The following is a 26,133-nucleotide window of genomic DNA, read 5'->3' as shown; positions in this document are numbered from 1 at the left end:
CGCGGTTTTCGCGCTTATTGGTTCGTGCGCTCCTGAATAAGCGCGTTTTACGCGCTTATTCAGAACAGAGGCGCAGGATGGTCTGCTGAGAAGTTGATTTCCAGCTTCTCAGACTCTGTCGGCTCGGCGAGGACTCACTGAAAGCGCGTTTTTCGCGCTTATTGGTTCGTGCGCTCCAGAATAAGCGTGAAAACCGCGCTTAATCAGAACGAACACGTAAGACAGTCTACCGAGAAGTTGATTTCCGGCTTCTCAGACTCTGTCAACGAGCTTCGGCTCCGATAGAGGCTTTCTCACATTTGTCTTAAAGTATCATATACATGGGTGGCAGCAGCAGATAGGGGGGTGCTCTTTAATTTAATAATACCAACCTTTCTGGCTGGAATCGGTGTTGTTAACTGGATTTCATACAACGTTTCGTCCAATAGTTCTTGATTGACAAACTCTCTAATTCCGCAAGCAATACCGAATCCATTTCTAGCAAATTCGATTAGTAAATCAACACTTCCAAGCTCAATCTCGGGCTTCATGGACAAACCATGCCCTTCAGCAAAATGATCTAAGTAGGCACGAGTGCTGCTGCCCTTTTCAAGGAGGATAATCGGATACTCGAGCAACTTCTGAAGAGAAATAGGGGTCTCTGCAAGCTGCTTGTACGCTGCCCCTGTTAAGAAGCAGTCATGAATGACAATGCTTTCTTGAATGGAAATGTGAGGGTCAGAAATAGGGAGATTGACGATACCTAGATCAATTTTCCCCTCTTTTAGCAGAGTAATGGTCTCCGTTGTGGTTCTATTCGTTACTTGTATCTTTACTTTGGGGAACGATTCGTGGAACTGCTTAAGATGCGGCAAAAGAAAATGTTTACAGAGCGTATCACCAGCTCCGATTTTCACCTCTCCGTGCGTAAGTTGATGCATCTCCGTAATCTTTCTTTCACCATTAAGAATAAAATGATATGCCTGCTCAATATAGGTGAAAAGCTCGCGACCCTCCGTTGTTAATGTCACTCCTCGAGATGTACGGAAAAATAATTGCCCACCCAATTTTGCCTCTAATTGTTTGATCGAATGCGTAACAGCTGGTTGTGTAACAAATAGTTCATCAGCTGCCTTGGACAGACTTCCCGCTTTTGCCGTGATGTAGAAGACTTGATATAGTTCCATATTGTGAATCATCGTTCGTTCACCTCCAGGACATCAATATTATTAATATCTATTATTAGTAATATTAATTTTTTTAATATGAACATTGTCATTATACTTAGTTGTAGGGAGTTATTTCAATGGGAGGGTGATCTTAAAATGACGATTACAGCTATTGTGGGAGCGAATTGGGGCGACGAAGGCAAGGGGAAACTGACAGATGTGCTTGCCGTGCATTCTCAGTTTGTAGTCAGGTACCAAGGAGGGAGCAATGCGGGGCATACGATTATTAACGACTATGGCAAATTTGCGCTGCATATGCTTCCCTCTGGAGTGTTCTATCCTGGAACCACGAACGTTATTGGACCAGGAGTTGCCTTAAATATGAGTAAGCTCCAAAGTGAATTTCAGGAATTAGTGAAGCGAGGCGTGCCTGAGCCTAAGTTATGTATTTCTGAACGTGCGCAAGTCGTGCTTCCGTATCACATTATTTTCGATGAGTTGGAGGAGGAACGTTTAGGGGATAGGAAGTTTGGGTCCACTAAGCAAGGGATTTCGCCATTCTATGCGGATAAATATGCGAAGCTTGGCATACAAGTATCCGAATTGTTTGATGAAAATCAGCTTAGATCAAAGTTAAATAGGGCTTTAGAGTCCAAAAATATACTTCTCACTCATTTATATAAAAAGGTTCCGCTGGATGTAGATCAGCTTGTTGTTGAAGTGCAGAAGCAAGCGGCATTCATTCAGCCATTTGTGTGCAATACGACAACCTTGCTGCAAGAAGCAATAGCAAAAGGACAATCGGTATTAGTTGAGGGACAGTTAGGAGCGTTACGCGATCCTGACCATGGTATTTATCCTTATACGACATCTTCATCCACATTGGCTGGATACGCTGCTGTTGGGGCAGGAGTTCCTCCATATGCCATTAAGAAAGTTGTCGCTGTAACTAAGGCGTATTCAAGCTGTGTCGGCGAAGGGCCATTCGTATCAGAAATTCATGCCGAGGCGGCTCATGAGTTGCGCACGCGTGGCGGGGATGCGGGAGAATTCGGTGCAACAACCGGCAGGCCAAGGCGCGTAGGATGGTTCGATGTCGTTGCGACCAAGTATGGCTGTGGGCTGCAGGGTGCAACAGAGGTTGCCCTAACCAATTTAGATGTGCTGGGCTATCTGGAGGAGATTCCAATATGTAAAGCTTATCGTATTCAAAATGAGATTAGCATGGATTTCCCACATACTTCACAATTACAGCAAGCAGAGCCAGTCTATGAAAAACTACCAGGTTGGAAGTGTGATATTTCACATATTCGTACGTTTAACGAACTCCCAATTGAAGCTCGAAATTATGTACTTCACATTGAGAAAATAATTGGTGTACCTATTCGCTGGGTTTCCATTGGACCGAAACGCGAGCAAATTATTGAAAGATAGAGTGTTGATTCATTCATCCAATCTCGTTTAACATCGAGGTGTCTTAATTGGATTCCTTTGTCAAATATGCACACTGAGGTTGCCGAGTGAAGAATGGATGAATCCTGATTCTCTTGTTAAATTATGTTGCAGAAAATGCAACAATTTCTGCCTAGATCCCACCTTTCTCCCTTAGTTGTTGCATATTGGACAACACTTCGGCCAACTACAGGCCATTTTACAACAAATGGATTCGAAATGTTGTACAAACTACAACTTCGAATGGCCAAATAGCCTTTTGGCGTGTGAATTGTTGTATAAATTACAACATAGGTAATCACGATAGCCCATCTATCTTCACGAAGTTGCTGAACGACGCTAAAATCGAGTTTTGGAGTTATGCCTATCGGTTGTGAGGATGCTTAATGAATGAATCGACGGTCACAGATAAGCAGCGTTAAGGAATAGGAAAAAAACTAGGCCTCTAAGCAATTAATCATTGCTCAGGGGTCTAGTTTTATAGTTTATCTATTTAAATATTTTCTCAAGTGCCTCACGTTGAGGGGCTCTAACATTCACGACAGGGCGAATGCTTTGAGCGATTTTCTCCGCTTCTTCGATGGTCTGGCTTTTGCCCAGTGTTATCAAAGTGCCAATAGCCACAGCACCGGTACGGCCTTTGCCTCCGCCACAGTGAAAGCCAACCTTTTTACCACTTTTATAAGCCTCTACAACGTGATCGATTGCTTTCTGGAAAAGCTGATCCTGTGGTCCCTCGGCGTTGTCTCCAAGGGGTACTTTAATCCATTCAACGTTACTAGCTGGGAAAGCACACTCCGTGGCTTCTCCACGTAGATCAACAATCACTTCAACATTCTCGTTCTTTACCATGTCTTCTACGTCAGAAGCACCGCCAAAGTAGATTTTATCTTCGATTAAGGCTTGATAATTTTTCGGCATGGATACGCCCTCCTTTTTTTTCTTAAATGGTGTGAATTCTATAGTTGCCTTTACAGGTGCAGAAGGTGGTGCACAGCATAATGAGGCATCCAAAGGCTCTCCCGCGGATTCAAATTCGGAATCTTCTTTGGTATAAAAGATTTCCCAAGCGTTGCCGTCGGGATCATATACCCAAACCTTATCTTGAACAGCATAACAGCAGGTCGTGTTCATTTCGTCGGTAAGAAGTAGGCCACTTTGTCTCAGACGCTCACCCATCTGAAGTACGTCTTCCGTGTTATCCACTTGGAATCCCAAATGATTGAGAACGCCGTTTTTCTCGAACGGTCTGACATTCAAAGAGAAGTGAAGAGCGGGGCTCTCCAGCTCGAATTTTGCGTAGTTGTCTTTGACTTTCGTCGGCTCAGCGCCGAAGAAAGCGCGGTAAAAATCTAACGACTTGTGAAGATCGGAACAATTGACCGCGACGTGCATTCTTTTGATCATCTTAGTTACCTTCTTTTACGAACTGCGTAATACGAGCTTTAATGGCGTCGCGAACCTCGCGGAATTTGGCTGTAATTTCTTCTTCAGTTCCTGTTGCTTTGGCTGGGTCATCGAAGCCCCAATGCCATCTTTCGGCTTTATCATTACGTACCACAGGGCAGTTGTCATTGGCATGACCGCACAATGTAATGATGTAATCCGCTTGACTCAAAATGTCAGGGTCAATCACATCAGAGGTATGAGTAGAGATATCAATGCCATCTTCTTTCATCGTGGCAACCGCTCTTGGGTTTAGACCGTGGGCTTCCAGACCGGCACTCTTCACTTCATATTTGTCGCTGCCCAAAGCCTTCAAATAGCCATCTGCGATTTGACTCCGGCAAGAATTTCCCGTGCATAGAAAATATACGACTTTTTTGTCCATAGTGAACATCTCCTTATTGGTTGATTATGAAACTACGTTTAACCATAGATACAGACCAATTAATGTGATTAACAAAGTTGGGATCGTAAGGATGATGCCTATTTTAAAATAGTACCCCCAGGTGATTTTCACACCTTTTTTGGATAGGACATGGAGCCATAATAAAGTCGCGAGCGAGCCGATTGGAGTGATTTTAGGCCCTAAATTGGAGCCTATGACATTGGCATAGATGAGAGCTTCACGAATGATTCCCACTGTTTGAGTGCCCTTGATTGCTAGCGCATCAATCATTACCGTCGGCATGTTATTCATAACCGAGGAAAGTATAGCGGCTAGGAAGCCCATCCCTATGGTGGCAGGGAACAACCCTTGTCCTGAAATGGTTTCAATTAGTTCTCCAAGAGCATTGGTTAAGCCAGCGTTCTTTAATCCATAAACAACTACGTACATGCCGATTGAAAAAATCACGACAGCCCATGGCGCATCTTTGATGATTTTTTTGGTTTCGATCACCTTGCTCGATCGGGCAATCAGAATGAAGTTAAGTGCAGCGACCCCGGCTATAATGGAAACAGGAATTTTAATAAAACCACTGATTAGGTAAGCAGCTAATAGGATCCCAAGAATGACCCAAGATAATCGAAATAACTGAATATCCTTAATCGCTTCAGAAGGACGCTTAAGCTGAGTGATATCGTAGTTTTGAGGAATGTCTTTTCTAAAATACAGGAACAGCACAAGCAAACTGGCAGCTAATGAGATTAGACTTGTAATAAACATTCGGCTAGCATAAGTGACAAAATCAATACCGAAAAAGTCAGCCGATACGATGTTCACCAAGTTGCTAACAACGAAAGGAAGGGATGTCGTATCTGCAATAAAACCACTAGCCATAATAAACGGCAGAATCATTTTATCTGGAAATTTCAAGGCGCGAACCATAGCTAGAACAATTGGCGTTAGAATTAGCGCGGCGCCATCATTAGAGAATAGTGCAGCAACAGCTGACCCGAGCAGGATAACATAGACGAACATGACCTTCCCGTTCCCTTTGGCAATTCGTGCCATATGAAGGGCAGACCATTCAAAGAATCCAATGTTGTCCAAGATGAGGGAGATTAAAATAATAGCGACAAAAGTCAAAGTCGCATTCCACACAATGCCTGTCACAGTAACGACGTCATTTAGAGAAACAACCTGAAAGAGGAGTGCCAGAATGGCACCTGCTGATGCGGACCATCCAATATTCAGCCCTCTAGGCTGCCAAATAACGAAGGTCAGTGTAAGTAAAAAGATGATAAGTGCTAAGTAAACCATGTATTGCTCTTAAACCTCCTATGTTGTAAGTATCTGCTAGTCGCAGCAATCCAACTGTTCACAAGATATGATATCTACCTTTTCTTTTTGAGAAAGCAAATATTGAAATAATACATGCAAATAGGGCTTATCGTCAATGTTTAACGAGTAATATACCCATTGCCCCTTCTTGGCTTCCTTAACTAAGCCGCCGTCCTTCAATTTCCGCATATGTTGGCTCACATTAGGCTGGCTGGTATTCATAATTTCCACGATTTCGCACACGCAAAGCTCGCGTTCCTTAAGAAGCGAGAGAATCGTGAGCCGCATTTTATCCCCCAGCAGCTTGCAAACGTCCGCGAGTTTTTCTATTTCAACCAAAGCTGCACGCTCCTTCGTAAGGCGTAAAGTACAAGAAATTTCTTTGTCATTTTCTCAATTTCGATTTCATTTGTCAATGCTTATATAATTACTTAATTATATAGTGGGGTGAGAGTTTGTTCTATTTTATGGAAGGAGGATGAATTGGTTGCTTGTGAGGCTAGTTTTTATCGGCTTTATGCACGGAAGTTGTACAGTGTACAACAATTTCTCTACTTTCTTCTCAATATGCTGTAGATGTTGCAGTTTGTACAACAATTTAGCCATATTTCATGCTATGGAGCTATTTCTTGGAGAAAATGGTGTATTTTCTGCAACAATTTTGAAAATAACGCGGATTTGCTTGCTTTTTGTTGTACAAAGTACAACATGTCTAGGGATAGACACTATTAGCTGATAGCAACTAGTAGATAACGGGCGTAAGGCTGATCATTTTATGATTTTAATTTAAAGGCGGACGTAGTCTTAGCTTGGTTTGTTCTTTTTTAATAATGGCAACAATGAAGAGAACATATCAAACATGGGAGAACCACATGGAACTTAAGCCCGTATTTCCTTTCGAGCCGATCAGCACGGAAACGATTCCAACATCCAGTGACTGGGTGGCCCAGATTAAATGGGACGGCGTCAGAATGCTAACCTATTTTGATGGAAATGACGTTCGTCTAGTGAATCGCAGATGTAATGATCGTACCAAGCAGTATCCCGAGCTGCTAGAAATAAAAACATACTGTTCGGCTTCTTCCATCATCTTAGACGGGGAAATCATAGCATTTGATCAAAAGAAGCCTGCCTTTCATGAGATTATGAAGAGGGAATCTTTGCGAAAAAGTCAAAGCATAGATAGAGCGGTCACGCAGACGCCCATTACATATATGATTTTTGATATCCTCATGTACAATGACAAGTGGGTCTTGGATAAGCCATTATCAGAGAGACAGAAGATCCTCCAGGAAGTGATTACCCCCTTGCCCCAATTTCAGATTACGCAAAACATTGCGGACGGAAACAAACTCTTCGATGTTATGAAGGAGCACGGCATGGAGGGAGTTGTATGTAAGGACCTCAAGAGTACTTATGCCATTGGGGGAAAAGACAGCCGTTGGGTGAAGAAGAAGATTTTCCGTGACCTATTTGCTGTGATTGGCGGGGTAACGACTAGGGCGGGAGTTGTCAATGCGATTTTGCTGGGGTTATACGACAAAGAAGGCCGTTTTATCTATATAGGTCACGCCGGCACTGGGAAACTAAGCAGGGAAGATTGGCGTCAATTGACAAAGATCGTTGAACCGATGACGACGCCACAAAAGCCATTTATCAACGAACCTGAGCGGAGTAAAGAAGCCATTTGGATTAAACCCAAGTTAACGGCGAAAATCCAATTTCTTGAATGGACTCCCCACGGAACGATGAGGCATCCCAGCATTCAAGCTTTCGTTCAAATGGATATAGCGGATTGCACCTTCGCACAGAATATGTAGGACGATACCAACAACCAGTAACAAAGCAAAAGCGCTAATCCTTGAATATCAAGAATCAGCGCTTTATTTGTGTCCTATTCACCTTCACGTTACCGGTTCTTTGACTTTTTTGGCTCTCGGTTTCGCTTTCGGCTTCTTGACCTCAGTGACACTGGCGTCCTCACCTAAAGTTATTTTTTCATCCGTCGATTTCGTGGCATCAAGACTCGCTTGCAGTGCGGCCATGAGATCAATAACACTCGTTTTCTGAAGCGCAGGCGCCGATTGTACTTCTTCTCCAGCCACCTTATGCTCGATTGCTTCCAGTAAGCGACCGCGGTATTCATCTTTATATTTCTCAGGCTCAAAAGGCGTAGATAGCTGGCTGATGAGCATCTTCGCCATTTCCATTTCACGTTCGTTCACAGTGACTTTCTCGGGAAGGTTGGGAACTTGAGAAATCGGACGAATCTCATCCGGGTAAAAAATAGTTTCCATAGCGAGGCAGTTCTCAATAACACGAATGGCGGCTAGTGAGCTTTTGGAACGGATCGAGACTTTGGCGATGCCGATTTTGCCGGTTTGACGCATGGAATCCAGCAGCAGATGATAGGCTCCAGACCCTGTATCTCCAGGCCCAAGATAGTAAGTCTTTTGAAAATAAACCGGATCAATATCTGTCAAGTTAACGAAATCCAGAATCTTGATCTCTTTATTCGCTTCTCCCGAAATATTTTCCAATTCATCCTTCTCAAAAATAACGAAACGTCCAGGTTCATACTCGTATCCCTTGGAAATTTCCTCCCACTCTACTTCTTTCTCACAAGTCTGGCATTTACGCACATAGGAGAGCGGTGTAATACAAGTTTTATGTATGTAACGCATGGAGATATCCTTATCTTCCGTTGCCGAAAACATTTTCACAGGCACATGAACAAGCCCGAAGCTAATAGCGCCTTTCCAAACCGTATGCATCTCGTGATTCCTCCTGGGTAATCGTGATTGTACTAGTATTCTCTTGAATTAATGGCTTTATACGGTAGGGATTTAAGAGAATAGACGGCCTTGAGAGTGGGTACGTTAAAAACGCAAGTTGATTACCATGAAGCTAATCTATGCTAAGGAGGGATTCACGGATGGCACAAGATTCAAATGCATCCCAAGATACAGATAATCAAGGGCAAGATGACCATTTTATGGACATTGATCGCATGATTAACGAAGGCTTGGGAGGCGGTAACGTCACCATGCACAACGGATTAATCGAATCCTCGACGACGGATACGATGGATCATCCGGAATCCGTATTGGATGAGCCATGAACATTCATCGCGCTCAAGAAATTTTAGCCGCCGATGAGAAGATTCACGTCGAGTTAAATGGCCTCCTTGTCTGGATCGACAGTGTGGATACCGGCAAAGCAGTTGCCAAAGTTCATGCGGAAGAAAACCCAGCCGATTCTCGGGTTGTGGCGGTTCAAGAGTTAGAAGAGGTCCATTAGTGGATGTGAAAGAACAGCAAAGCCTGCTCCGAGTTATCTCGGGGCGGGCTTTTTCATTTAGAGAGTTGATGTTGCCTACTAGCGAGGACTATAATAGGAGCAGCACGCGCAAACGGAAAGAAAGGGATGAGATCTACTTGCCTCAATCCACATTTACGTATAACTCCCAGCATGAGGAAGATACCGATAAACTAGGGAGATTGCTGGCCGCTTATTTGCAGCCTGGCACCGTCTTTACACTAGATGGCGATTTGGGTGCGGGAAAAACGAGGTTTTCGCAAGGCTTTGCTAGAGCGATGGGAATTACCGAAATCGTCAACTCGCCTACATTTACCATTATCAAAGAATACGAGGGAGCTGAGCTTCCTTTCTACCATATGGATATGTATCGCATTTCCCAAGAGGAAGCGGATGAACTAGGGCTCGATGATTATTTTTATGGAGCGGGCGTTACACTGATCGAATGGTCAAGCTTAATTGAAGACCTTTTGCCGCCAGAGAGACTAGCCATCACGATCGCCCATCAGGATGATCAAACCAGAGTATTTCACCTGACTCCGCACGGAGCCCCGTATCAGAGCTGGTGTGTACAAATGAAGGAGAACGGACATTTACAATGACAGAACGGACAATGAATTTAGGACGATGCTTAGCCATCGACACCTCAACATCTGCAATGACAGTTGCTATTTTGGAAAATGGAAATATGCTGGGCGAGGTCAGCTCCTACGCTGAACGGAATCACTCGATAGGGCTTCTTCCCCATATTCAAGACTTGCTTGCGAGTTTACATCTCAAACCCAAGGACCTTCAATCGGTCGCTGTGGGCCAAGGCCCCGGTTCCTATACAGGGGTTCGTATTGCCGTGTCTGTTGCCAAAACATTCGCATGGTCGTTAAGTCTGGATCTCATTGGTGTTTCCAGCTTAGAAGCAATGGCACTTGGTGGTGCTATGAAGGAGCAGAGCGCGACCGGAAATGGGCCAACTTGGGTGGTTCCGCTCATGGATGGCAGGAGAAAGCAGGCTTTTACAGCAGTCTATGCCTACGAGGGTGCTTCTCCCATGACAGCTAGTGGAGAGCTAGGAGCAAGCTGGCAAGAAGTACTGCCTGATGGCATTCGTGTTATTGGATCTTGGACGGAGCAAATCATTAAGCTAGCAGCCTCATCTGCGCAAGAACAAAGGCCCCATGCGATTCTGTTTGTAGGTGAAACCGAAGGGTTTAAAGATGAACTGGAACAATTTGCGCGGGATTGGGACGGAGTCGTTCGTGTACTTTCTTATGGTATTGAAGCCGAATATATCGGGAGACTGGCCTATCCGAGGCTAGCTAAAGGGGAAAAGGCAGATGTGCATACGTTTGTCCCGAATTACACCAGACTTCCGGAAGCCGAAGCCAATTTACTGGCCGGCATTAAGACGAAGAAAGGGGATCATTGATGATGGAGCAGCGACAACCGCAAACAACTGAAAACTCGTTGGTGTTCCGTTCCATGAGAATGGAAGACATCCCTTTTATTTGTGAAATCGAGCAAGAAGCGTTCACGACGCCATGGACAAAAGGTGCATTCGAGAATGAATTAACGAACAATCAGTTCGCTCATTATATGATTATGGATATCGACAGTGAGGTCGCCGGGTATGGCGGCATGTGGCTCATCATGGAAGAGGCGCATGTCACGAATGTGGCAGTTCGGGATACGTATAGAGGACGTAAGCTGGGGGAACGTTTGCTTCGGGAACTGATGAAAACTGCTGCTTTCTTAGGGGCTATTCGGATGACACTTGAGGTTCGAGCCTCGAACTACGTTGCGCAAAATTTGTACGAAAAAGTCGGTTTCCGCTCTGTTGGCGTGCGTAGAGGGTACTACACGGATAATCGCGAGGATGCTGTCATTATGTGGGCGGACTTGCCTAAGAGAAGAAAGGATAGTCTCGGAGATTGAGGCTTTCAGATAGGTGACGAATTTGACTAGAGAAGCAGGACAAGAGCAAAAGAGTGAAATGGTACAACAGATAGATACAGATATGCAAAAAGGTGAAACAGGTCAACAGCAAAAAGAAGCTCCTGTCACGAAGCCGGTTTATATTTTGGCTATCGAAACAAGCTGTGACGAAACTTCCGTAGCTATTGTCGAAAATGGTAAAATCATTCGTTCCAATGTGATTTCCAGCCAGATCGAAACGCACCAACGCTATGGCGGAGTGGTGCCAGAGGTGGCTTCCCGTAAGCATGTGGAGTCGATCACATGGATGCTGGAAGAAGCCGTCGAAAAAGCGGGCGTATCGCTGCAGGAGCTGTCCGCGATTGCCGTAACCGAGGGACCCGGATTAATCGGGGCCCTGTTAGTAGGCGTCGTTGCGGGCAAAGCGCTAGCCTGTGCCTTAGATCTGCCGCTGATTGGTGTTCACCATATTGCGGGACATATTTATGCGAATCAACTTGTGCATGAGCTCGAGTATCCGTTGATCTCGCTCGTTGTGTCCGGCGGACACACGGAGTTGATTCTGATGGAGGGGCCGGGCCAATTCCGCATCATCGGGCGAACGCGCGATGATGCGGCTGGCGAGGCCTACGACAAAATCGCGCGGGCGATGGGCCTGCCTTACCCGGGCGGTCCACACGTGGATCGGCTTGCGCAGGAAGCCGAGTCCGAGATCAAGATGCCTCGCTCGTGGCTCGAGGCAGACTCTTACGACTTCAGCTTCAGCGGATTGAAATCCGCTGTGCTGAACGTCGTCAACCAAAGCAAGATGCGCGGCGAGGCCGTTCAAGTCGCGCAGATTGCCAAGGGCTTCCAAGCCTCCGTCATCGACGTGCTTGTGGAGAAAGCTGACCGCGCCGTGCGTGAATACGGCGCGAAGCAGCTGCTGCTCGCGGGCGGTGTCGCAGCGAACAAAGGGCTGCGCAGCAGGCTCGCCGAGCGCTGCGAGCAGTTGAATGTGCCGCTGCTCGTGCCGCCGCTCGGCCTCTGCACAGACAACGCTGCGATGATAGGCGCAGCCGCTTTCCTCAAGTGGGACAAGCAAGAATTCGACTCCATGGAACTGAAGGCAGAGCCTCAGCTCAAGCTTGAAGAGTGGTAAGGGCAATAAAATAAATTTTCTGACAACTGTATTGACTTTGCCAAAACGGCATATTATAATCACAATCAATACTTTCAAACGCAACGAACGGGATTAGTAAGGAACAGTAGTTTCGCTCAGAGAGCTGTGCGCTTGGTGAAAGCACAGACGAAACGGTACCTGAACTCGCCCGGGAGCGGTAAGACTGATAAGGATGCCAAGGATCCAGCACCCAAGTAGGTCTTGACGGTTGACCCCCGTGATCAGGTACATGAGTGGTTTCGAGTGTAACAGCTCGGATCAATTAGAGTGGTACCGCGGAAGGTTCAAGCCTGTCGTCTCTTTTATAGAGATGGCAGGCTTTTTTGGTTGTTCTGAAACTTGAAGCGAACATGAACAAATGTGAAGAAGGAATATGAACATATAACAAACGTGATGAACAAGAGTAGTAAGTAAACATACACAAAAACGCGATGAACAAGAGTAGTAAGGGCTCACTTGTACGGTACAGAAAGCTGCGGGGTGATGCGACGCAGACCGTGAATGCCCCGAACTCGCTTGGAAGCGGTCATCCTGATCAGCTAGTTTTACGCTGTTAGGGATGAACGGATGACCTCCGTGATCGGGTGACGTAGAGCAGCAGCTAGTTTGGCTGCGCTATGTCTGAGGTGGGCTCCGTGACTTGGAGCCAACAAGAGTGGTACCGCGCTGGGTGAAGACCCGTCGTCTCTTATGTGGAGATGACGGGTCTTTTTGTTGTTTTTTTGAGGTGGCTGAATGACTTATCTCAGTAAGTCTCTGTAACGATGAAAAACATCACTAAAGTCACAGTGCGACCTGTATTGGCAGCTGTAGCGATGATAAACATCCTTAACAGGGAAGTAAGTACGAAAGCTTCCTCAAATGAGATGATTTAAGCATGAAAAACATCGCTAAAGTCTCAGAAAAGCCACAGCTACTTATGTTAGCGATGAAAAACAGCACTAAAGTAACGTAGAGACACATAAGTCAGTCGTAGCACGATTCATTTTCATTTTCAAACCATAAAAGAACATTGCCAGCAGGTCTGGCCCTACCTTGAGGAGGAATAACCATGGAAATCAACAACACAAACAACAATCGACGTATTCGCATTTTTGACACAACACTAAGAGATGGCGAACAGGCGCCAGGAGCCTCACTGTATCCGGAAGAGAAGATTCGTATCGCAAGGCAGCTTGCGAAAATGGGTGTGGATACCATCGAGCCGGGCTTCCCGATATCAAGTCCTGGTGATTTTCAGGCGGTGCAGCAAATTTCACGTGAACTGCAGAGCATAGAGATTTGCGGCTTTGCCCGCGCCGTCAAGGCGGATATTGACTCCGCGATAAAAGCCACACAGGATGCTGCTTCAAGACGCATTCACATGTTCCTGTCCTCGTCGGACATCCATCTGGATTTCCAACTTCGCAAATCCCGTCAACAGGTGGTAGAGATGGCTCGCTCCATGGTCGCCTATACGAAGCAATTCGTTGATCGGATCGAATTCTCGCCGATGGACGCAACGCGAACAGGGGACGAATTCCTGTTTGAAGTACTCGAGGCGGTCATTGCTGAGGGAGCGACGATCCTAAACATCCCTGACACAGTAGGCTACGCGCTTCCAGAAGAATATGGTGCTATGTTCCGCAGAGTGCGCCAAAGTGTTAGAGGTGGTGACACGGTGGAGTATAGCGCGCATTGCCATAATGATTTGGGTCTTGCTGTTGCGAACAGCCTTGCGGCTATTGCTGCAGGAGTCACACATGTGGAAGTAACCGTTAATGGTGTAGGGGAACGCGCAGGCAACTGTTCTCTCGAAGAACTCGTTATGGCTATTGAGACGCGTAAGATGACCATGGGTGTGGAAACTGGGATCGTAGCTAGTGAAATTTTCAACACATCCAAAATGGTCAGCCGCATCATGGGCTTCCCCATTGCGTACAATAAGCCGATTGTCGGCAGAAATGCCTTCCAGCACGAAGCAGGTATTCATCAAGATGGGCTGCTGAAAAACCGTAATACGTACGAAATTATGGATCCAGAAAAGCTGGGCATTCCACGGTCCATGATCATCCTTGGCAAGCATTCGGGACGTCACGCGCTGAAACATCGCGTCGGACAATTTGGCATTGAGCTTACGGGAGAAGAACTGGATACACTGTACACCAGATTCAAAGAAAAAGCAGATGACCAGAAAATGGTGACTGACGATCAGCTCATGGAGCTTGTAGGCTCAACCGTTGATGGGCAAATGGAGCCATTTACACTGACACATATGCAAGTCGTTTCTAGCAGTGATCGCAATCGGGTTGCCTCCGTGTCGGTAAAGAACAATCAAACAGGTGTTGAAAATGTGTATTCGGGGACAGGTGAAGGACCGATTGAAGCAATCGTGCAGTGCCTTCGACAAGCGATTCCGATGGCTGTGGATTTCTCCGATCTGGAGCTTCATTCGTTATCCACAGGTGAAAAAGCAACTGGAGAAGCGGAAGTTACCATCTCAGTGGGCGGCCAAACTTACAAAAATACAGGCATTGACCAGGATGTGCTTGTTGCAGTAGCGAAAGCTTTTATCTCAGCTTGCAACCAAGCTATTCGTATGCAAAATAGCGCAGCGGCCCCAACCGAAGCAACGACGGCGTGATAAACTATTAAATTGTAAGAAAACTTAGATATATACACAGCTTGTGTGCAAAGTTATTCACATACCCTGTGTACAATGTGCATAACTAGTGCAAACCCACGGTTACCAACGGTTTTGAAAGAATACGGAGAAGAATAACTTTTTCACAATTTTTTGTGGACAATGTGGATAAGATTGTGGAAAACGAAGGAATATCGCAGAGGGAGGCGGATTTTGCCTCTCTTTTTTTGTGGATAACGATGTGGATAAGTAATTGGGCATAAAATCATCCCACTTTAAATTATCGGAACAATCCGGCAGTGGATAGCTTTTCACTTGGATGAAAATGCTAAAAGCAAAAACAGTGGGTGAATACACTTGAAAGTAAAAATAGCAGGCATATTTGTGGGTATCTTAACTTTATTGTTAGAGTTGTCCACAAGTGCGGAGGGAATAGCAGCTGGTTTCGACCAATCCATCCACAACGAAGTAAAGTCCAAACAGGTAACGGTGGTTTCAATACCGGGTTTATCGTTCATGGAGCTCCGACCCGATCAACTTGTGGAGCTGCCCCATTTACGCCGGCTGACAGAGTTAAGTGCAGTTGGTGCTATGAACATTCGTACATCAAGCCGAACGATGAGAGACGTGTATGTCTCGTTGGGAGCAGGAGCACCTTCCGTAGGAATCGCAGAAGTGCAGGCTTTTGAAGCAAAAGAAACAAGGCAAGGTATTCGTTTTTCTGATCTTATAAATCGTTACACAGGCTGCTGCCAGGAAGAAAAGTCGGTTGAAGCTGACGCAGTACTGGTTCCTGACATCACGAGGCTGCAGCGAGCTAATGAAAACCAAGCTTATGGTACAGGCACCCTTGGGGAATTGTTGAAGGAGTATGGTGTTTTTCGTTCTGTGCTGGGAAGTAGTGATTTAGGGAAGAGATCAGGCATCGAAGAAAAGAAATTGCGGCGTTACAGTCCGCTTATGCTGATGGATTCCAATGGTTTTGTGGACAAAGGTGTACTCGGAGATGACGTCATAACTGTGGTTGTGGATAGACCATACGGTGTTAGTACTAATTATGCACAATTGCGTTCTTTGTGGGAAAAAAGGAAGCTGTCCGGTATTACACTAGTCGAGTTAGGTGATTTGTACAGACTTTACATGGATAAAGAGCATTATAACGAAGAACGTTTTACGCAGTTGAAAGGGCAAGTATTGAGGGAAATGGATCAATGGTTAGGTCAAGTGGTAGCAGGAATGACCGAGGAGGAAAGCATGTGGATTTTCTCTCCGGAAGTGAATAGTGAGGCGGCTAGAGCCAAAGCCTATTTATCTCCTATCCTTCATTACACGAATGACAGCAGAGGAGCAATATTAGTTTCGGAATCTACTCGCAGGCAAGGTGTCGTCACGGCACAAGATTTCACAAGTTCGCTGCTAAAAGAGTTCAATATCCCGGTGCCGAGTGGGCTGATGGGCATTCCATTATCCTATATGGGGAAAAATGATGTTCTTGCTGGGCTTATCAGGGAACAGTGCAGTATGCAGATGATTTACCGCAGTAGGCCGCTGCTGCTATATCCGTTTGTTACTTATGAAATGCTCGTATTGATCTTGAGTTTGATGTATGGTCTGTGGATTAAAAAAAGACAGGCAGACCCTGGCAATCTTGAAGGAAGGGCATTACCTTGGCGCAGGAGTGTGCGTACGCTGCTTTTCTCATTGCCCACGGCGCCTGCAGTTATGCTGTTGATGGGCTGGTTGGTTGTTCCTCTGACAACAAAAATAGGGATAGAAGGAACGATGGGGGTGCTGACTGCCGTTTTTATTGTGTGCACGCTGCTAATTTCTGTAGTTATGGAAAAATGCCGCCTATCCACAGCCATGATCTGGCTTGGTCTTGGGAACGCGTTGATCATAACGCTGGATGGCAGTACAGGGGCCCATGCCATGAAGTATTCCATTCTGGGTTATGATCCGATGATCGGTGCCCGCTACTACGGCATCGGGAATGAGTACATGGGCGTCTTGATCGGCGCCCTCGTTCTAGGTGTGACGGCCGCTTTGCAGCGCCGGCATGGAGATGGGCAGCCCGCCCTGCGCGGAGGCGGGCTTGATGGGATTGTCCCGCTCCTTGTAGGGAGCGGGAAGATGGAAGCATCGCCGCGCCTCGGAGCGGCGGTTTCTCCTGCCGCCGCGCTGCTCGCGTGTGGGGCGTTCTTGCTCGTGACGGCCTGCCTGGCGGCACCGTCACTCGGCGCGAACGCGGGCGGCTCCTTGAGCGCCGCGGTCGCCTTCGGCGTAGCCGGCGCGCATTGCTTCGCCGGCGAACGCTGGCGCGAGCTGCGCCTAGGCAGGGGCGCAGCCCTGCTGTCGGCGCTGCTCGCGCTGGGGCTTGGGGCGCTGTGGCTGCTCAACAGCGCCGATTCTCCCACGGCATTCGCGCGGGAGAGCCATGTAGGGCGTGCGTTTCACGCACTGCACGCTGGGCACTTCGATCAGATCGGACAGCTGATCGAGCGCAAGCTGCGGATGAACGTGCACTTGCTTCGTGCATCCGCGTGGAGCAAAGTGCTCATCACCAGCCTCATCGTGATGGCTGTCCTTGTGCTCCGTCCCCGCGGCCGACTCCGCTTATGGCAGCACAAATACCCGTACTGGATGTACGGGTTCTCGGCCAATATGATCGGAGCCATCGCAGCGCTGCTGCTTAACGACTCCGGCATTGTTGCAGCAGCGACGTTGATCATCTTCGTCGCTGTACCGATGCAGCTCCTGCGATTGCAGGAGCTTGAGACTTCAACGTAGAATCCTGCTGCAAGCCTCAGTAACTTCGGGGTACTTAACGATGTTTCATATCGTTAACCTCCTATATTGCGTTCAACGAGCCCACCCGACCCTACTTAACGATGTTCAGCATCGTTAAAGTAGAAGTAAATGAACAAGAAGGAGGCTTAACGATGTTTTATATCGTTAAACCTCCCATTTTGCGTACTGTGACACCATCCGACCACACTTAACGATGTTCAGCATCGTTAAAGTAGAAGTAAATAAGCGACAGGGAGGTTTAACGATGTTTTATATCGTTAAACCTCCCATTTTGCGTACTGTGACACCATCCGACCACACTTAACGATGTTTAACATCGTTAAAGGTGAAGTAAATAAGAAAAAGGGAAGTTTAACGATGTTTTACATCGCTAAACCTCCCATTTTGCGTACTGTGACACCATCCGGCCCTACTTAACGATGTTCAGCATCGAGAGAGCAGGGGGAATAAGCAAGAAAGTGAGCAATCAAGCCAACAAAACCTCCCACTCCTCATAACAAGCAGCGAGCGCACTCTTCCGCTGATCAACCGCAGCGGTCTTCTCCTGAACGAGTACGTAATTGTTGTACACAGCTGGGTCAGCAAGCTCCGCCTCCAGGGCGGACACTTCGTCTTCCAGCCGAGCGATGTCGAGCTCAAGCTGCTCGAGCTTGCGCTGGCGGCTGCGTTCTTCGCGCTTCGCCAGTTTGTCTGCTTCGTACCCACCGCCACTCGCGGGTTCACTTTTCCCAGCCGAACCGCTGCCTCCAGCGGCCTTCTTCTCCGCTTCTTTGGCCAGACGCTTCGCTTCCATCTCGGCGAGCTCGGCCTTTTTCTCAACGTAATCGTCGTAGTTGCCAAGATAACTCGTAAGCCCATCCTTTTGCAAATCCAGCATGCTCTCAGCCATCTTGTTCAGGAAGTAACGGTCATGGGAGATGAAGAGGAGAGTACCCTCGTAATCCATCAATGCCGATTCCAAAACCTCTTTACTATACAAATCCAAATGGTTGGTAGGCTCATCGAGAATTAATACATTCGCTTTTTGCAGCATCAGCTTGGCTAAGGCTACACGTGCTTTTTCCCCGCCGCTTAAGGCCGCAACCTTTTTGAACACATCTTCGCCGCTAAAAAGAAAGCTTCCGAGGACCGTACGAATGCGTGCTTCTTCCAGATGCGGGTACGTGTTCCACACTTCCTCCAGCACGTTGTTGGTCGGGGTCAGTCCCGTCTGCTCCTGATCATAATAGCCAATCGTGACGCCAGCGCCCCACTTGAAGGTGCCTGCGTCTTGTTTGTGCTGACCAATTAATGTTTTGAGCAAGGTGGATTTACCTACACCGTTGGGCCCAATGAGTGCAGCGGTTTCCGAACGACGAAGCTGGAAGGAGACGCCATCGAGCAATCGGTTCTTACCATCATAGGAAAGCGCCAAACGATCAACCTGAAGCACTTCCTTGCCGGAGCTCTGCTCGATTTCAAAAGAAAACGAAGCCCGCTTCAAATCCCCCATCGGCTTATCGAGTCGATCCATTTTTTCCAGCTGCTTGCGGCGGCTCTGCGCTCTCTTCGTCGTGGAAGCACGCACAATGTTGCGCTGAACAAAATCCTCCAGCTTCGCAATTTCATCCTGCTGCTTCTCGAACTGCTTCATTTCGATCTCATAATTAGCTTCTTTAATTTCGATGAATCGGGAATAGTTCCCGGTATATCGCTTGGAAGCATTTCGCTCAATTTCATAAATAGAAGTCACCAAAGCATCCAGGAAAAACCGGTCATGAGACACGACCAGAATAGCGCCCGGATAGCCACGTAAATAGCCTTCTAGCCAAGTTAGTGTCGGAATGTCCAAATGGTTCGTAGGCTCATCGAGCATAAGTAGATCAGGTTCTTCAAGCAGCATTTTGGCTAGCGCAAGCCTTGTTTTCTGACCGCCGCTGAGCGTTTTGACTAATGTATCCGGAGGAAACTGACCAAAGCCCATCCCGTGCAAAATGCCGCGGATTTTCGCTTCAATTTCATAGCCGCCATGTTCACGGAACCATTCGGAGCGCAGAGCGTAACGATTCATCGTGGTTTCGTACTTTTTTTCATCCGAGATTAGATCAGGATCTGCCATTAACGCTTCAAGCTCACGAAGCTCTCGTTCTGTCTCCAGCAAGGAACTAAATACGCTCAGCAACTCGTTCCAGATAGACTTGTCCGTTTGCAGTCCGCTGTTTTGCTTCAAATAGCCGATTTTCGTTTCCTTTGCCTTGAATAAGTCACCGCTGTCATAGGACATTTCGCCGGCAATAATTTGGAGCAGCGTCGATTTACCGGCGCCATTCACGCCAACTAAACCGATCCGTTCCCTGTTTTCGATCTGTAGCGTTATATTGGAGAGTACGGAACGTACCCCATAGCTTTTTGAAATGTTAGAAACCTGTAATAGCATCTGCTGCTACCTCCTGCTTATTAATGAAAGGACCTGTCCAAGCCCGCCCTTTCGCTCTCTTATAAATCCCATCAATTCACTAGTATACACCATGCGCGAGGGCATCGTATGCTTAATTTTGCATAGATCAGATTGGGTAGGGGATGGGTAAATGGTACTTTTGAGGCATGCTAAGTATATAGGCTATTCGTTCTTGCCCCTGCTTCTGTTGATATTACTATGTCAAGGAGTAACAAGCTCATCAGACATTGGGAGGCAGGCCATATCTGCAATTCCCGCGTCTAGTTCAACCACTTCCCCAGCAGCATTCACGATTATGACGTTTAATATCCACCACGGTGAAGGTTTAGATGGTAGAGTAAATATACAACGTATTGCTGAGCTCATTCAAAATGAAAAAGCCGACGTCATCACCTTGCAAGAAGTGGATCGTTATCGCTGGCGCAGCGGGTATGTGGATCAAGCGAAGGAATTGGCCGAGCTTCTTGGGATGGATATGCGTTTTGCACCTAGTTTAAGTTATACGGCCGGGCAATACGGCAATGCGATTCTGAGCCGTTATCCGATTGAGGACAGCAACTATACGCTGCTTCCAGGTAATAAGGAAACTAGAAGTCTTTTAGAGGTGAAAATCAAGGTTAATTCTGAACTTGTTCGAATAGCCACCACGCATTTGGGTCTGTCCAAAGAGGATCGAAGACTTCAACTTGCTCGCATTTCAGAAATGGTAACAAACTATGATGACCCACTTGTTGTCGCGGGGGATTTTAATATGGAATTAGACGCCTTTCCGTTCAAAATAGACACAGATCAGCTCACCAATGTGCCATTACGAGCGGGTGTGCAATCGACATTTGTGGATGGAAAAAGGATCGATCACATCTTCACGAATAGGAAAAAAGTCCAAACTTCATGGGCGATTCCGACGATATTCTCGGACCATTTTCCCGTAATAACGCTCATTCGACTGGAGTCCCCAGTGCAAGTATAGTTTTTTTCCTTGTTTATGTTAAAATGGGGGAAACCACTCCTCGTTAGGGAAGGGCTGAAGCTAGTATGAACATCCGAGAGCGGAAAATCGAATTACGTAAAGAAATGGAAGAACTGCGCTCCTCCATCATGTCTGAAGAACGTGAAGAGAAGCAGCAGCGCATAAATGAAAGATTGATAAAACTATGCAGCGATAGGCTTCTTGGGCATGGACAGAATGAAACGTCCGCTCCGCCTACGATCATGAGTTATATGCCTTTTCGGTCTGAGCCGGATGTTGCCCCTCTGATGGAATGGTGTTGGCAGAAGGGAATTCGTGTGCTTGTGCCGAAGGTTGTAGCAGATACGAAGACAATGAATTTGCATGTCATAAGCAGCTATGAAGATGTGGAAAGCGGGGCATATGGCATCAGAGAACCTCGCAGCGAGGTACCGATTGAGCACGATTTGTCCACCCTATCTATGATCTTAGTGCCAGGGCTTGCTTTTGATCTGGATTTCGGAAGACTGGGCTATGGGGGCGGTTTTTATGATCGCTTCATGCAGCTATTTGCTGCGCGCGGGCTTAAGAGACCATTTGCGGTTGCGGCCGCTTTTGATAATCAATTGATTCCTGCGGTCCCTTCTTCCTGGCATGATTTCCGAGTTGACGGGATCGTCACCGAGAGCAAAATGGTCTTCAAATCAGAAACCTAAAATAGAGGTGAGTGCTTTGCCCGATTTTTCCCCATTAACCCATTTTAATGAGCAGGGACGAGCACGAATGGTCGACATTTCGGACAAAACAGAGACGAAGCGTACGGCTACCGCGCGTTCCACTTTAATTATGAAGAGCGAGACGCTCGATTTAATTAAGCAGGGTAAAATGAAAAAAGGCGATGTCCTCGCCGTTGCTCAAGTGGCTGGCATCATGGCCGCCAAAAAAACGTCAGACTGGATTCCGATGTGCCATCCGATTGCGCTGACGGGCATTGATATTCAGTTTGCTGATAATGGCAACAATGAACTATACATAGAAGCAACTGTCAGGACGACGGGGCCGACTGGTGTTGAGATGGAGGCTTTAACAGCCGTATCTGCCGCTGCTCTAACCGTCTACGACATGTGCAAAGCAGTAGAGAAGGATATGATTATCAGCTCCACGCTGCTTGTCCTCAAAGCAGGCGGCAAAAACGGGGATTTTCACAGACAAGATAGTTGACAGTGACGCGACTAGACAGATAAAGCAGTTTTTTTCATAGAAATGAAGGTCGACGATCACTCAGGTTAGTGGGGTTATCTCATTCAGTTAACAAGGGAGAGGTGACGAAGGATGCACTGGAAAGTTGCGATTTTGACAGCCAGTGACCGCGGTTACCGAGGAGAACGAGAAGACACTAGCGCTCAGGTAATCCGCGAGCTGATTGAAGAGGAAATTCAAGGCGAAATCATCGAATACCGGGTCGTTCCGGATGAGATGGATGAAATCATGGCTTCATTAATAGAAATGACGGATTATTATCAGGCAGATTTGATTTTAACGACTGGCGGCACGGGACTTGCCCCCCGAGATGTGACACCGGAAGCAACGCTCAATGTGATTGACCGAGTTGCACCTGGTTTTGCAGAAGCCATGCGAATGATTTCGATGCAAAAAACGCGGAAAGCGATGCTTTCCAGAGCGGTATCCGGCATTCGAGGGCGCACGCTGATCATTAATTTGCCGGGCAGCCCCAAGGGCGTGCAGGAGAATCTGATGGCGATTATCGATCAGCTTCCGCATGCGCTGGGGATTCTGACAGGCAAAGAAGGTGACCATGGGTGAGCAAACTTGAATCCATGCTGCGAGAAGTCAAGATCGAAGATGCGATCGGCATGATTTTGCCTCATGATCTTACTCAGATTTTGCCCGGTGAATTCAAAGGGCGCTTGTTTCGCAAAGGCCATCAAGTGACGGAGGCCGATATTCCTGGGCTTCTGAGCATCGGCAAAGAGCACATCTATGTGATGGAGCTGCAGCCTGGCTACCTGCATGAGGATGAAGCTGCGCTGCGCATGGCGAAGGCAATAGCTGGGGATGGGCTCACGCTGACGGAGCCGCATGAGGGCAAAGTGAACGTGAAATCAGCGATTCACGGCTTGGTTAAGATCGATAAGGCGTTCGTCGACAGCGTGAACGCCATCGATGAGGTCGTGTTGTCGACGATTCGCAGCAACACGGTCGTTCAGGCAGGCGCTTCGCTGGTCGGCACGCGGGTAATCCCGCTGATTGTGGACGAAGCGAAGGTTGTAGAGGTCGAGCGCCTAGCTGCCGCTCGACGTGAGGAGGGCTTCACCTTGCTTGAGGTGAAGCCGTTTCGCAAGCTGCGCGTCGGCGTTATTACGACGGGCAGCGAGGTCTTCAAGGGCCGAATCAAGGATAAATTCGGCCCGGTTGTGAAGGAGAAGCTGGCGCAGCTCGGCTCCGAGGTAGTAGACCAACGCTTCGTGTCGGATGACAGCGAAGCGATTGTGGGTGAGATCCACGCGCTGTTAGCGCTGAGCGTGGATCTGGTCTTGGTCACGGGAGGCATGTCCGTGGACCCGGATGATCGCACACCGGGTGCGATCAAGCAGGCCGGCGCCCGCGTGGTCAGCTACGGCACGCCGATGCTGCCGGGCTCGATGCTGATGATCGCCTATCTGGGCGATGTGCCGATCATGGGCTTGCCGGGGTGCGTGATGCACGACCCGTATACGTCCTTTGATGTGCTGCTCCCGCGGATTTGCGCGGGCGAGACGATCGTGCGCAGCGACATTACGGAGATGGGGTACGGTGGGTTTTATCAGTGCTAGTGGTAGTCGATGAATCTTGCTTTTTAAAGCACGTTTGGACATTTGCTGCATTTTGTGCAGGTAATTGGATGAATTTGTTTCGTATCTAGCAAATTGCTGCAAAATGTGCATTTCTTTTGGCGCTTTTGCGGTATATTGGCTGTTTTTAGCTGATTTTGATGTACAAAATGCATTAAAGTGGGCCGTAGAGGTGAAAAGTAGCAAAATAACTGCACTTTTTGCAGCTAATGCAAAAGTGTGGTGACTTCAGTGAAGGTGTTGACCACAGTTACCACCCCCTAGGAGATTTCGCTGCCGATTTCTGCGTTTGCTAATTTATTTTACGGTTTAGTTGAAGTCGCAACAAATAATGGAGATGAAGTCCATGTTTCAAAATATCGGTTTCACCGAGCTCTTATTAATAGCAATCGTTGCTCTTGTCCTATTCGGACCGCAGAAGCTGCCCGAAATTGGCCGTGTGCTGGGGCGCACGATCAGGGATTTTAAGAAAGGCGCTCACGCCCTGCTGAACGATGAGCCTGAGGAAGTGGCGGCGCCGAAGCCAGCAGCCCAGGTCAAACCTGCTCCGCAGGTTTCGACTCAAGGCGAAGCAGCCTCGTCAAACGCTGTCGAAGCAGGTGCTCCTTCTGAGAGAGCGGCAGTCGCGTTTGTATCGGCTGCTCCCGCAGTAGTCGAGTCGACTGTCGAGCCGAGTGCAGCTGCAGCAGTTGAGTCGGTTACCCCAACGGTTGCGCCATCTGCCTCTCCGGAAGTAGTCTCCTCTGTGGAAGCACCGTCTGTAACTCCGACGGCACCCGCTAGAACGGAAGCACCACTAGCCTCCGCGGCAGCGCCTATCGCGCCGCCTAGTAACACGCGGCGTCTACCAGACTAGCCGCTTTCTTTTCAGCATAACAGTGCTTCAGCCGTATAGGTTTGATCCACTAGATCAGGTTGGTGAAATATGACAACGAACGAAGAAATGTCACTCGTAGAGCACCTTGGTGAGCTGCGCAAACGAATCATGTGGGTACTGGCCGTCCTGGTCATAGGGATGGTAGGCGGGCTAATCAGCGCGAAGCCGATCATTCGATACCTCAAAAACATTCCGCCTGCTGATAGCATCAGTTGGAACGTTTTTTCCCCATGGGATGCCTTGCGCTTGTATATGAATTTTGGTTTGGCCGTAGGTATTCTTATTACCCTGCCGGTTATTCTTTATCATATATGGGCGTTTGTTAAGCCTGGCTTGCGTGAGGCTGAGCAGAAGGCTTCGATTATTTATATTCCTTATGCGTTTTTGTTATTTTTAGGAGGTCTTTCCTTTGGTTATTGGGTTGTTTTTCCGATGGCTTTTTACTTTACTTCCTCCATTAGCCGGAGTCTCGAGATCACGGAGATGTATGGCGCGGCGCAATATTTTACGTTTATGTTCAACATCATTCTTCCATTGGCCATTGTGTTTGAAATGCCGATTGTCGTGATGTTCCTCACGAAGATTCGCCTTTTGAATCCGAAGCGTCTGCACAAGTTCAGAAGGTATGCTTACATGCTGCTTGTTATTTTATCTACGGTTATTACGCCGCCGGATGCGATATCGGCTATCTTAGTGGCTTTGCCGCTTATTGTTTTGTATGAATTTAGCGTATTTATGTCGGGATTCATTTATCGCAAACAGTTGGCGAAGGATGCTGAGTGGGAGCGGGAGTTCGGTCCAAAATAATAAAACAGTCTGCGTAATGTGCAGGCTGTTTTTCTTTTTTTAATGAGAATATTTGTTTTTCATTTGGGTAGAATGAGGGGGGTGTCCGAAAGAATGAAAAATGTGTAAAAGGACTTGCAAATTGCTCACAGAATGAGTATCATAAGAATTGTTGTTAGCACTAAACACATTCGAGTGCTAATAAACGAAATACACCCATTACCAATTTTCTAAAGGAGGCTATTTTTCCATGATCAGACCGTTAGGTGATCGAGTAATCATTGAAGCCGTTGCGAAAGAGGAGACTACAGCAAGTGGCATCGTGCTGCCAGATACAGCTAAAGAAAAACCACAAGAAGGTAAAGTTGTAGCAGTAGGCGCAGGCGCGTTGAAAGATGGCGTACGTGTTCCGCTTGAAGTAAGCGAAGGCGACCGCATCATTTTCTCCAAATACGCTGGAACTGAAGTGAAATACGAAGGCCGCGAACTGTTGATCTTGCGCGAAAGCGACATTCTCGCTGTATTAGCCTAATTTAGCAGGATATAGATCGGCACTGCGTATACTTAGTTTTTCCGTAATACTACTTACTATGTACAGGTTCTAAATTAGAGGAGGTTTCCTA

General features: G+C 47.3%; 25 protein-coding genes, 1 pseudogene and 2 other annotated features. Of the genes and pseudogenes, 18 read left to right on the top strand and 8 right to left on the bottom strand.

Annotation, left to right across the window (positions count from 1 at the left end; all coding sequences use genetic code 11):
* Nucleotides 1-293: 293 nt before the first annotated feature.
* Nucleotides 294-1,178: a LysR family transcriptional regulator gene (locus tag GC102_RS19805; protein ID WP_171691069.1), complete on the bottom strand. Its 885-nt coding sequence runs from the start codon at nt 1,176-1,178 to the stop codon at nt 294-296.
* A 126-nt stretch (nt 1,179-1,304) separates the two neighbouring features.
* On the opposite strand from GC102_RS19805, the gene GC102_RS19800 reads away from it, so the two are divergent.
* Nucleotides 1,305-2,582, top strand: a complete 1,278-nt coding sequence (locus tag GC102_RS19800) for an adenylosuccinate synthase (RefSeq protein ID WP_171691068.1) — start codon at nt 1,305-1,307, stop codon at nt 2,580-2,582.
* Between the two features lie 507 nt (nt 2,583-3,089).
* On the opposite strand, the gene GC102_RS19795 is transcribed toward GC102_RS19800, so the two are convergent.
* The 5 genes and pseudogenes from GC102_RS19795 to GC102_RS19775 all read right to left on the bottom strand — a co-directional run bounded on the left by GC102_RS19795 (nt 3,090) and on the right by GC102_RS19775 (nt 6,057).
* The gene (locus GC102_RS19795; protein WP_171691081.1) at nt 3,090-3,521 is read right to left on the bottom strand and encodes a protein-tyrosine phosphatase family protein; all 432 of its coding nucleotides are present in this window, start codon (nt 3,519-3,521) and stop codon (nt 3,090-3,092) included.
* Nucleotides 3,522-3,557: 36 nt separating this feature from the next.
* Nucleotides 3,558-4,007, bottom strand: a pseudogene (locus GC102_RS39520) (ArsI/CadI family heavy metal resistance metalloenzyme); the annotation flags it as partial.
* 1 nt (nt 4,008) lies between these two features.
* Entirely contained in the window at nt 4,009-4,431 is a 423-nt protein-coding gene (arsC, locus tag GC102_RS19785) for an arsenate reductase (thioredoxin) (protein WP_171691067.1), read from the bottom strand.
* Nucleotides 4,432-4,455: 24 nt separating this feature from the next.
* Nucleotides 4,456-5,748: an arsenic transporter gene (locus GC102_RS19780; protein WP_171691066.1), complete on the bottom strand. Its 1,293-nt coding sequence runs from the start codon at nt 5,746-5,748 to the stop codon at nt 4,456-4,458.
* Between the two features lie 36 nt (nt 5,749-5,784).
* Nucleotides 5,785-6,057 (bottom strand): ArsR/SmtB family transcription factor, encoded by a 273-nt coding sequence (locus GC102_RS19775; RefSeq protein ID WP_376769391.1) that lies wholly within the window; start codon nt 6,055-6,057, stop codon nt 5,785-5,787.
* Between the two features lie 584 nt (nt 6,058-6,641).
* Between GC102_RS19775 and GC102_RS19770 the strand changes: the two genes are divergently transcribed.
* Nucleotides 6,642-7,589 (top strand): ATP-dependent DNA ligase, encoded by a 948-nt coding sequence (locus GC102_RS19770; RefSeq protein ID WP_171691064.1) that lies wholly within the window; start codon nt 6,642-6,644, stop codon nt 7,587-7,589.
* Nucleotides 7,590-7,673: 84 nt separating this feature from the next.
* Here GC102_RS19770 and ku read toward each other — a convergent pair whose 3' ends face one another.
* Nucleotides 7,674-8,543, bottom strand: coding sequence for a non-homologous end joining protein Ku (ku, locus tag GC102_RS19765; protein ID WP_171691063.1), 870 nt, complete (start codon nt 8,541-8,543; stop codon nt 7,674-7,676).
* Between the two features lie 161 nt (nt 8,544-8,704).
* Here ku and GC102_RS19760 point away from each other — a divergent pair, with 161 nt between their 5' ends.
* The 8 genes from GC102_RS19760 (at nt 8,705) to GC102_RS19725 (ending at nt 17,588) form a co-directional block, all read left to right on the top strand.
* Nucleotides 8,705-8,890, top strand: coding sequence for a hypothetical protein (locus GC102_RS19760; RefSeq protein WP_171691062.1), 186 nt, complete (start codon nt 8,705-8,707; stop codon nt 8,888-8,890).
* Nucleotides 8,887-9,069, top strand: coding sequence for an H-type small acid-soluble spore protein (locus GC102_RS19755; protein ID WP_171691061.1), 183 nt, complete (start codon nt 8,887-8,889; stop codon nt 9,067-9,069). Before GC102_RS19760 ends, GC102_RS19755 begins: the two co-directional genes overlap by 4 nt.
* A gap of 137 nt (nt 9,070-9,206) precedes the next feature.
* Complete coding sequence (tsaE, locus tag GC102_RS19750) at nt 9,207-9,689, top strand: tRNA (adenosine(37)-N6)-threonylcarbamoyltransferase complex ATPase subunit type 1 TsaE (RefSeq protein ID WP_246321013.1); 483 nt, start codon at nt 9,207-9,209, stop codon at nt 9,687-9,689.
* Entirely contained in the window at nt 9,686-10,510 is an 825-nt protein-coding gene (tsaB, locus tag GC102_RS19745) for a tRNA (adenosine(37)-N6)-threonylcarbamoyltransferase complex dimerization subunit type 1 TsaB (protein WP_171691060.1), read from the top strand. The genes tsaE and tsaB overlap by 4 nt, the downstream gene beginning before the upstream one ends.
* The gene (rimI, locus tag GC102_RS19740) at nt 10,510-11,016 is read left to right on the top strand and encodes a ribosomal protein S18-alanine N-acetyltransferase (RefSeq protein WP_171691059.1); all 507 of its coding nucleotides are present in this window, start codon (nt 10,510-10,512) and stop codon (nt 11,014-11,016) included. The genes tsaB and rimI overlap by 1 nt, the downstream gene beginning before the upstream one ends.
* Nucleotides 11,017-11,098: 82 nt before the next feature.
* A complete protein-coding gene (tsaD, locus tag GC102_RS19735; protein ID WP_171691080.1) occupies nt 11,099-12,157 on the top strand; it encodes a tRNA (adenosine(37)-N6)-threonylcarbamoyltransferase complex transferase subunit TsaD in 1,059 nt (352 codons plus the stop codon).
* Between the two features lie 74 nt (nt 12,158-12,231).
* Nucleotides 12,232-12,482: a binding site (T-box leader), on the top strand.
* Nucleotides 12,483-12,600: 118 nt separating this feature from the next.
* Nucleotides 12,601-12,870: a binding site (T-box leader), on the top strand.
* 359 nt (nt 12,871-13,229) lie between these two features.
* Nucleotides 13,230-14,801, top strand: a complete 1,572-nt coding sequence (locus GC102_RS19730; RefSeq protein WP_171691058.1) for a 2-isopropylmalate synthase — start codon at nt 13,230-13,232, stop codon at nt 14,799-14,801.
* Between the two features lie 357 nt (nt 14,802-15,158).
* A complete protein-coding gene (locus tag GC102_RS19725) occupies nt 15,159-17,588 on the top strand; it encodes a hypothetical protein (RefSeq protein ID WP_171691057.1) in 2,430 nt (809 codons plus the stop codon).
* A gap of 487 nt (nt 17,589-18,075) precedes the next feature.
* On the opposite strand, the gene GC102_RS19720 is transcribed toward GC102_RS19725, so the two are convergent.
* Nucleotides 18,076-20,025, bottom strand: coding sequence for an ABC-F family ATP-binding cassette domain-containing protein (locus GC102_RS19720; protein ID WP_171691056.1), 1,950 nt, complete (start codon nt 20,023-20,025; stop codon nt 18,076-18,078).
* A 151-nt stretch (nt 20,026-20,176) separates the two neighbouring features.
* Here GC102_RS19720 and GC102_RS19715 point away from each other — a divergent pair, with 151 nt between their 5' ends.
* From GC102_RS19715 to groES, 8 genes are all read left to right on the top strand, one after another.
* Nucleotides 20,177-21,016, top strand: a complete 840-nt coding sequence (locus GC102_RS19715) for an endonuclease/exonuclease/phosphatase family protein (protein WP_171691055.1) — start codon at nt 20,177-20,179, stop codon at nt 21,014-21,016.
* Nucleotides 21,017-21,081: 65 nt separating this feature from the next.
* On the top strand, nt 21,082-21,711 hold the full coding sequence (locus GC102_RS19710; RefSeq protein WP_171647990.1) for a 5-formyltetrahydrofolate cyclo-ligase: 630 nt from the start codon (nt 21,082-21,084) through the stop codon (nt 21,709-21,711).
* A gap of 16 nt (nt 21,712-21,727) precedes the next feature.
* A complete protein-coding gene (moaC, locus tag GC102_RS19705) occupies nt 21,728-22,216 on the top strand; it encodes a cyclic pyranopterin monophosphate synthase MoaC (RefSeq protein WP_281367679.1) in 489 nt (162 codons plus the stop codon).
* A gap of 111 nt (nt 22,217-22,327) precedes the next feature.
* Nucleotides 22,328-22,819, top strand: coding sequence for a MogA/MoaB family molybdenum cofactor biosynthesis protein (locus GC102_RS19700; RefSeq protein ID WP_029197035.1), 492 nt, complete (start codon nt 22,328-22,330; stop codon nt 22,817-22,819).
* A 14-nt stretch (nt 22,820-22,833) separates the two neighbouring features.
* Nucleotides 22,834-23,829, top strand: a complete 996-nt coding sequence (locus GC102_RS19695; protein WP_171691079.1) for a molybdopterin-binding protein — start codon at nt 22,834-22,836, stop codon at nt 23,827-23,829.
* 364 nt (nt 23,830-24,193) lie between these two features.
* Entirely contained in the window at nt 24,194-24,703 is a 510-nt protein-coding gene (locus tag GC102_RS40085) for a twin-arginine translocase TatA/TatE family subunit (RefSeq protein WP_171691053.1), read from the top strand.
* Nucleotides 24,704-24,772: 69 nt separating this feature from the next.
* Nucleotides 24,773-25,531, top strand: coding sequence for a twin-arginine translocase subunit TatC (gene tatC, locus GC102_RS19685; protein ID WP_171691052.1), 759 nt, complete (start codon nt 24,773-24,775; stop codon nt 25,529-25,531).
* Between the two features lie 229 nt (nt 25,532-25,760).
* The gene (groES, locus tag GC102_RS19680) at nt 25,761-26,042 is read left to right on the top strand and encodes a co-chaperone GroES (protein ID WP_028553854.1); all 282 of its coding nucleotides are present in this window, start codon (nt 25,761-25,763) and stop codon (nt 26,040-26,042) included.
* Nucleotides 26,043-26,133: the final 91 nt, after the last annotated feature.

This window comes from Paenibacillus germinis (assembly GCF_013141785.1).
GTDB lineage: Bacteria > Bacillota > Bacilli > Paenibacillales > NBRC-103111 > Paenibacillus_E > Paenibacillus_E phytorum.
The sequence above is the reverse complement of the archived record's forward strand: the minus strand, read 5'-3'. Positions and strand labels throughout refer to the sequence as shown.

Bases quoted from the DNA above. Each gene is read 5' to 3' on its own strand.
- GC102_RS19805 (WP_171691069.1), bottom strand. From the start codon at position 1,178: ATGATTCACAATATGGAACTATATCAAGTCTTCTACATCACGGCAAAA.
- GC102_RS19800 (WP_171691068.1), top strand. From the start codon at position 1,305: ATGACGATTACAGCTATTGTGGGAGCGAATTGGGGCGACGAAGGCAAG.
- GC102_RS19795 (WP_171691081.1), bottom strand. From the start codon at position 3,521: ATGCCGAAAAATTATCAAGCCTTAATCGAAGATAAAATCTACTTTGGC.
- arsC (WP_171691067.1), bottom strand. From the start codon at position 4,431: ATGGACAAAAAAGTCGTATATTTTCTATGCACGGGAAATTCTTGCCGG.
- GC102_RS19780 (WP_171691066.1), bottom strand. From the start codon at position 5,748: ATGGTTTACTTAGCACTTATCATCTTTTTACTTACACTGACCTTCGTT.
- GC102_RS19775 (WP_376769391.1), bottom strand. From the start codon at position 6,057: ATGCGGCTCACGATTCTCTCGCTTCTTAAGGAACGCGAGCTTTGCGTG.
- GC102_RS19770 (WP_171691064.1), top strand. From the start codon at position 6,642: ATGGAACTTAAGCCCGTATTTCCTTTCGAGCCGATCAGCACGGAAACG.
- ku (WP_171691063.1), bottom strand. From the start codon at position 8,543: ATGCATACGGTTTGGAAAGGCGCTATTAGCTTCGGGCTTGTTCATGTG.
- GC102_RS19760 (WP_171691062.1), top strand. From the start codon at position 8,705: ATGGCACAAGATTCAAATGCATCCCAAGATACAGATAATCAAGGGCAA.
- GC102_RS19755 (WP_171691061.1), top strand. From the start codon at position 8,887: ATGAACATTCATCGCGCTCAAGAAATTTTAGCCGCCGATGAGAAGATT.
- tsaB (WP_171691060.1), top strand. From the start codon at position 9,686: ATGACAGAACGGACAATGAATTTAGGACGATGCTTAGCCATCGACACC.
- rimI (WP_171691059.1), top strand. From the start codon at position 10,510: ATGATGGAGCAGCGACAACCGCAAACAACTGAAAACTCGTTGGTGTTC.
- tsaD (WP_171691080.1), top strand. From the start codon at position 11,099: ATGCAAAAAGGTGAAACAGGTCAACAGCAAAAAGAAGCTCCTGTCACG.
- GC102_RS19730 (WP_171691058.1), top strand. From the start codon at position 13,230: ATGGAAATCAACAACACAAACAACAATCGACGTATTCGCATTTTTGAC.
- GC102_RS19720 (WP_171691056.1), bottom strand. From the start codon at position 20,025: ATGCTATTACAGGTTTCTAACATTTCAAAAAGCTATGGGGTACGTTCC.
- GC102_RS19715 (WP_171691055.1), top strand. From the start codon at position 20,177: ATGGTACTTTTGAGGCATGCTAAGTATATAGGCTATTCGTTCTTGCCC.
- GC102_RS19710 (WP_171647990.1), top strand. From the start codon at position 21,082: ATGAACATCCGAGAGCGGAAAATCGAATTACGTAAAGAAATGGAAGAA.
- GC102_RS19700 (WP_029197035.1), top strand. From the start codon at position 22,328: ATGCACTGGAAAGTTGCGATTTTGACAGCCAGTGACCGCGGTTACCGA.
- GC102_RS19695 (WP_171691079.1), top strand. From the start codon at position 22,834: ATGCTGCGAGAAGTCAAGATCGAAGATGCGATCGGCATGATTTTGCCT.
- GC102_RS40085 (WP_171691053.1), top strand. From the start codon at position 24,194: ATGTTTCAAAATATCGGTTTCACCGAGCTCTTATTAATAGCAATCGTT.
- tatC (WP_171691052.1), top strand. From the start codon at position 24,773: ATGACAACGAACGAAGAAATGTCACTCGTAGAGCACCTTGGTGAGCTG.
- groES (WP_028553854.1), top strand. From the start codon at position 25,761: ATGATCAGACCGTTAGGTGATCGAGTAATCATTGAAGCCGTTGCGAAA.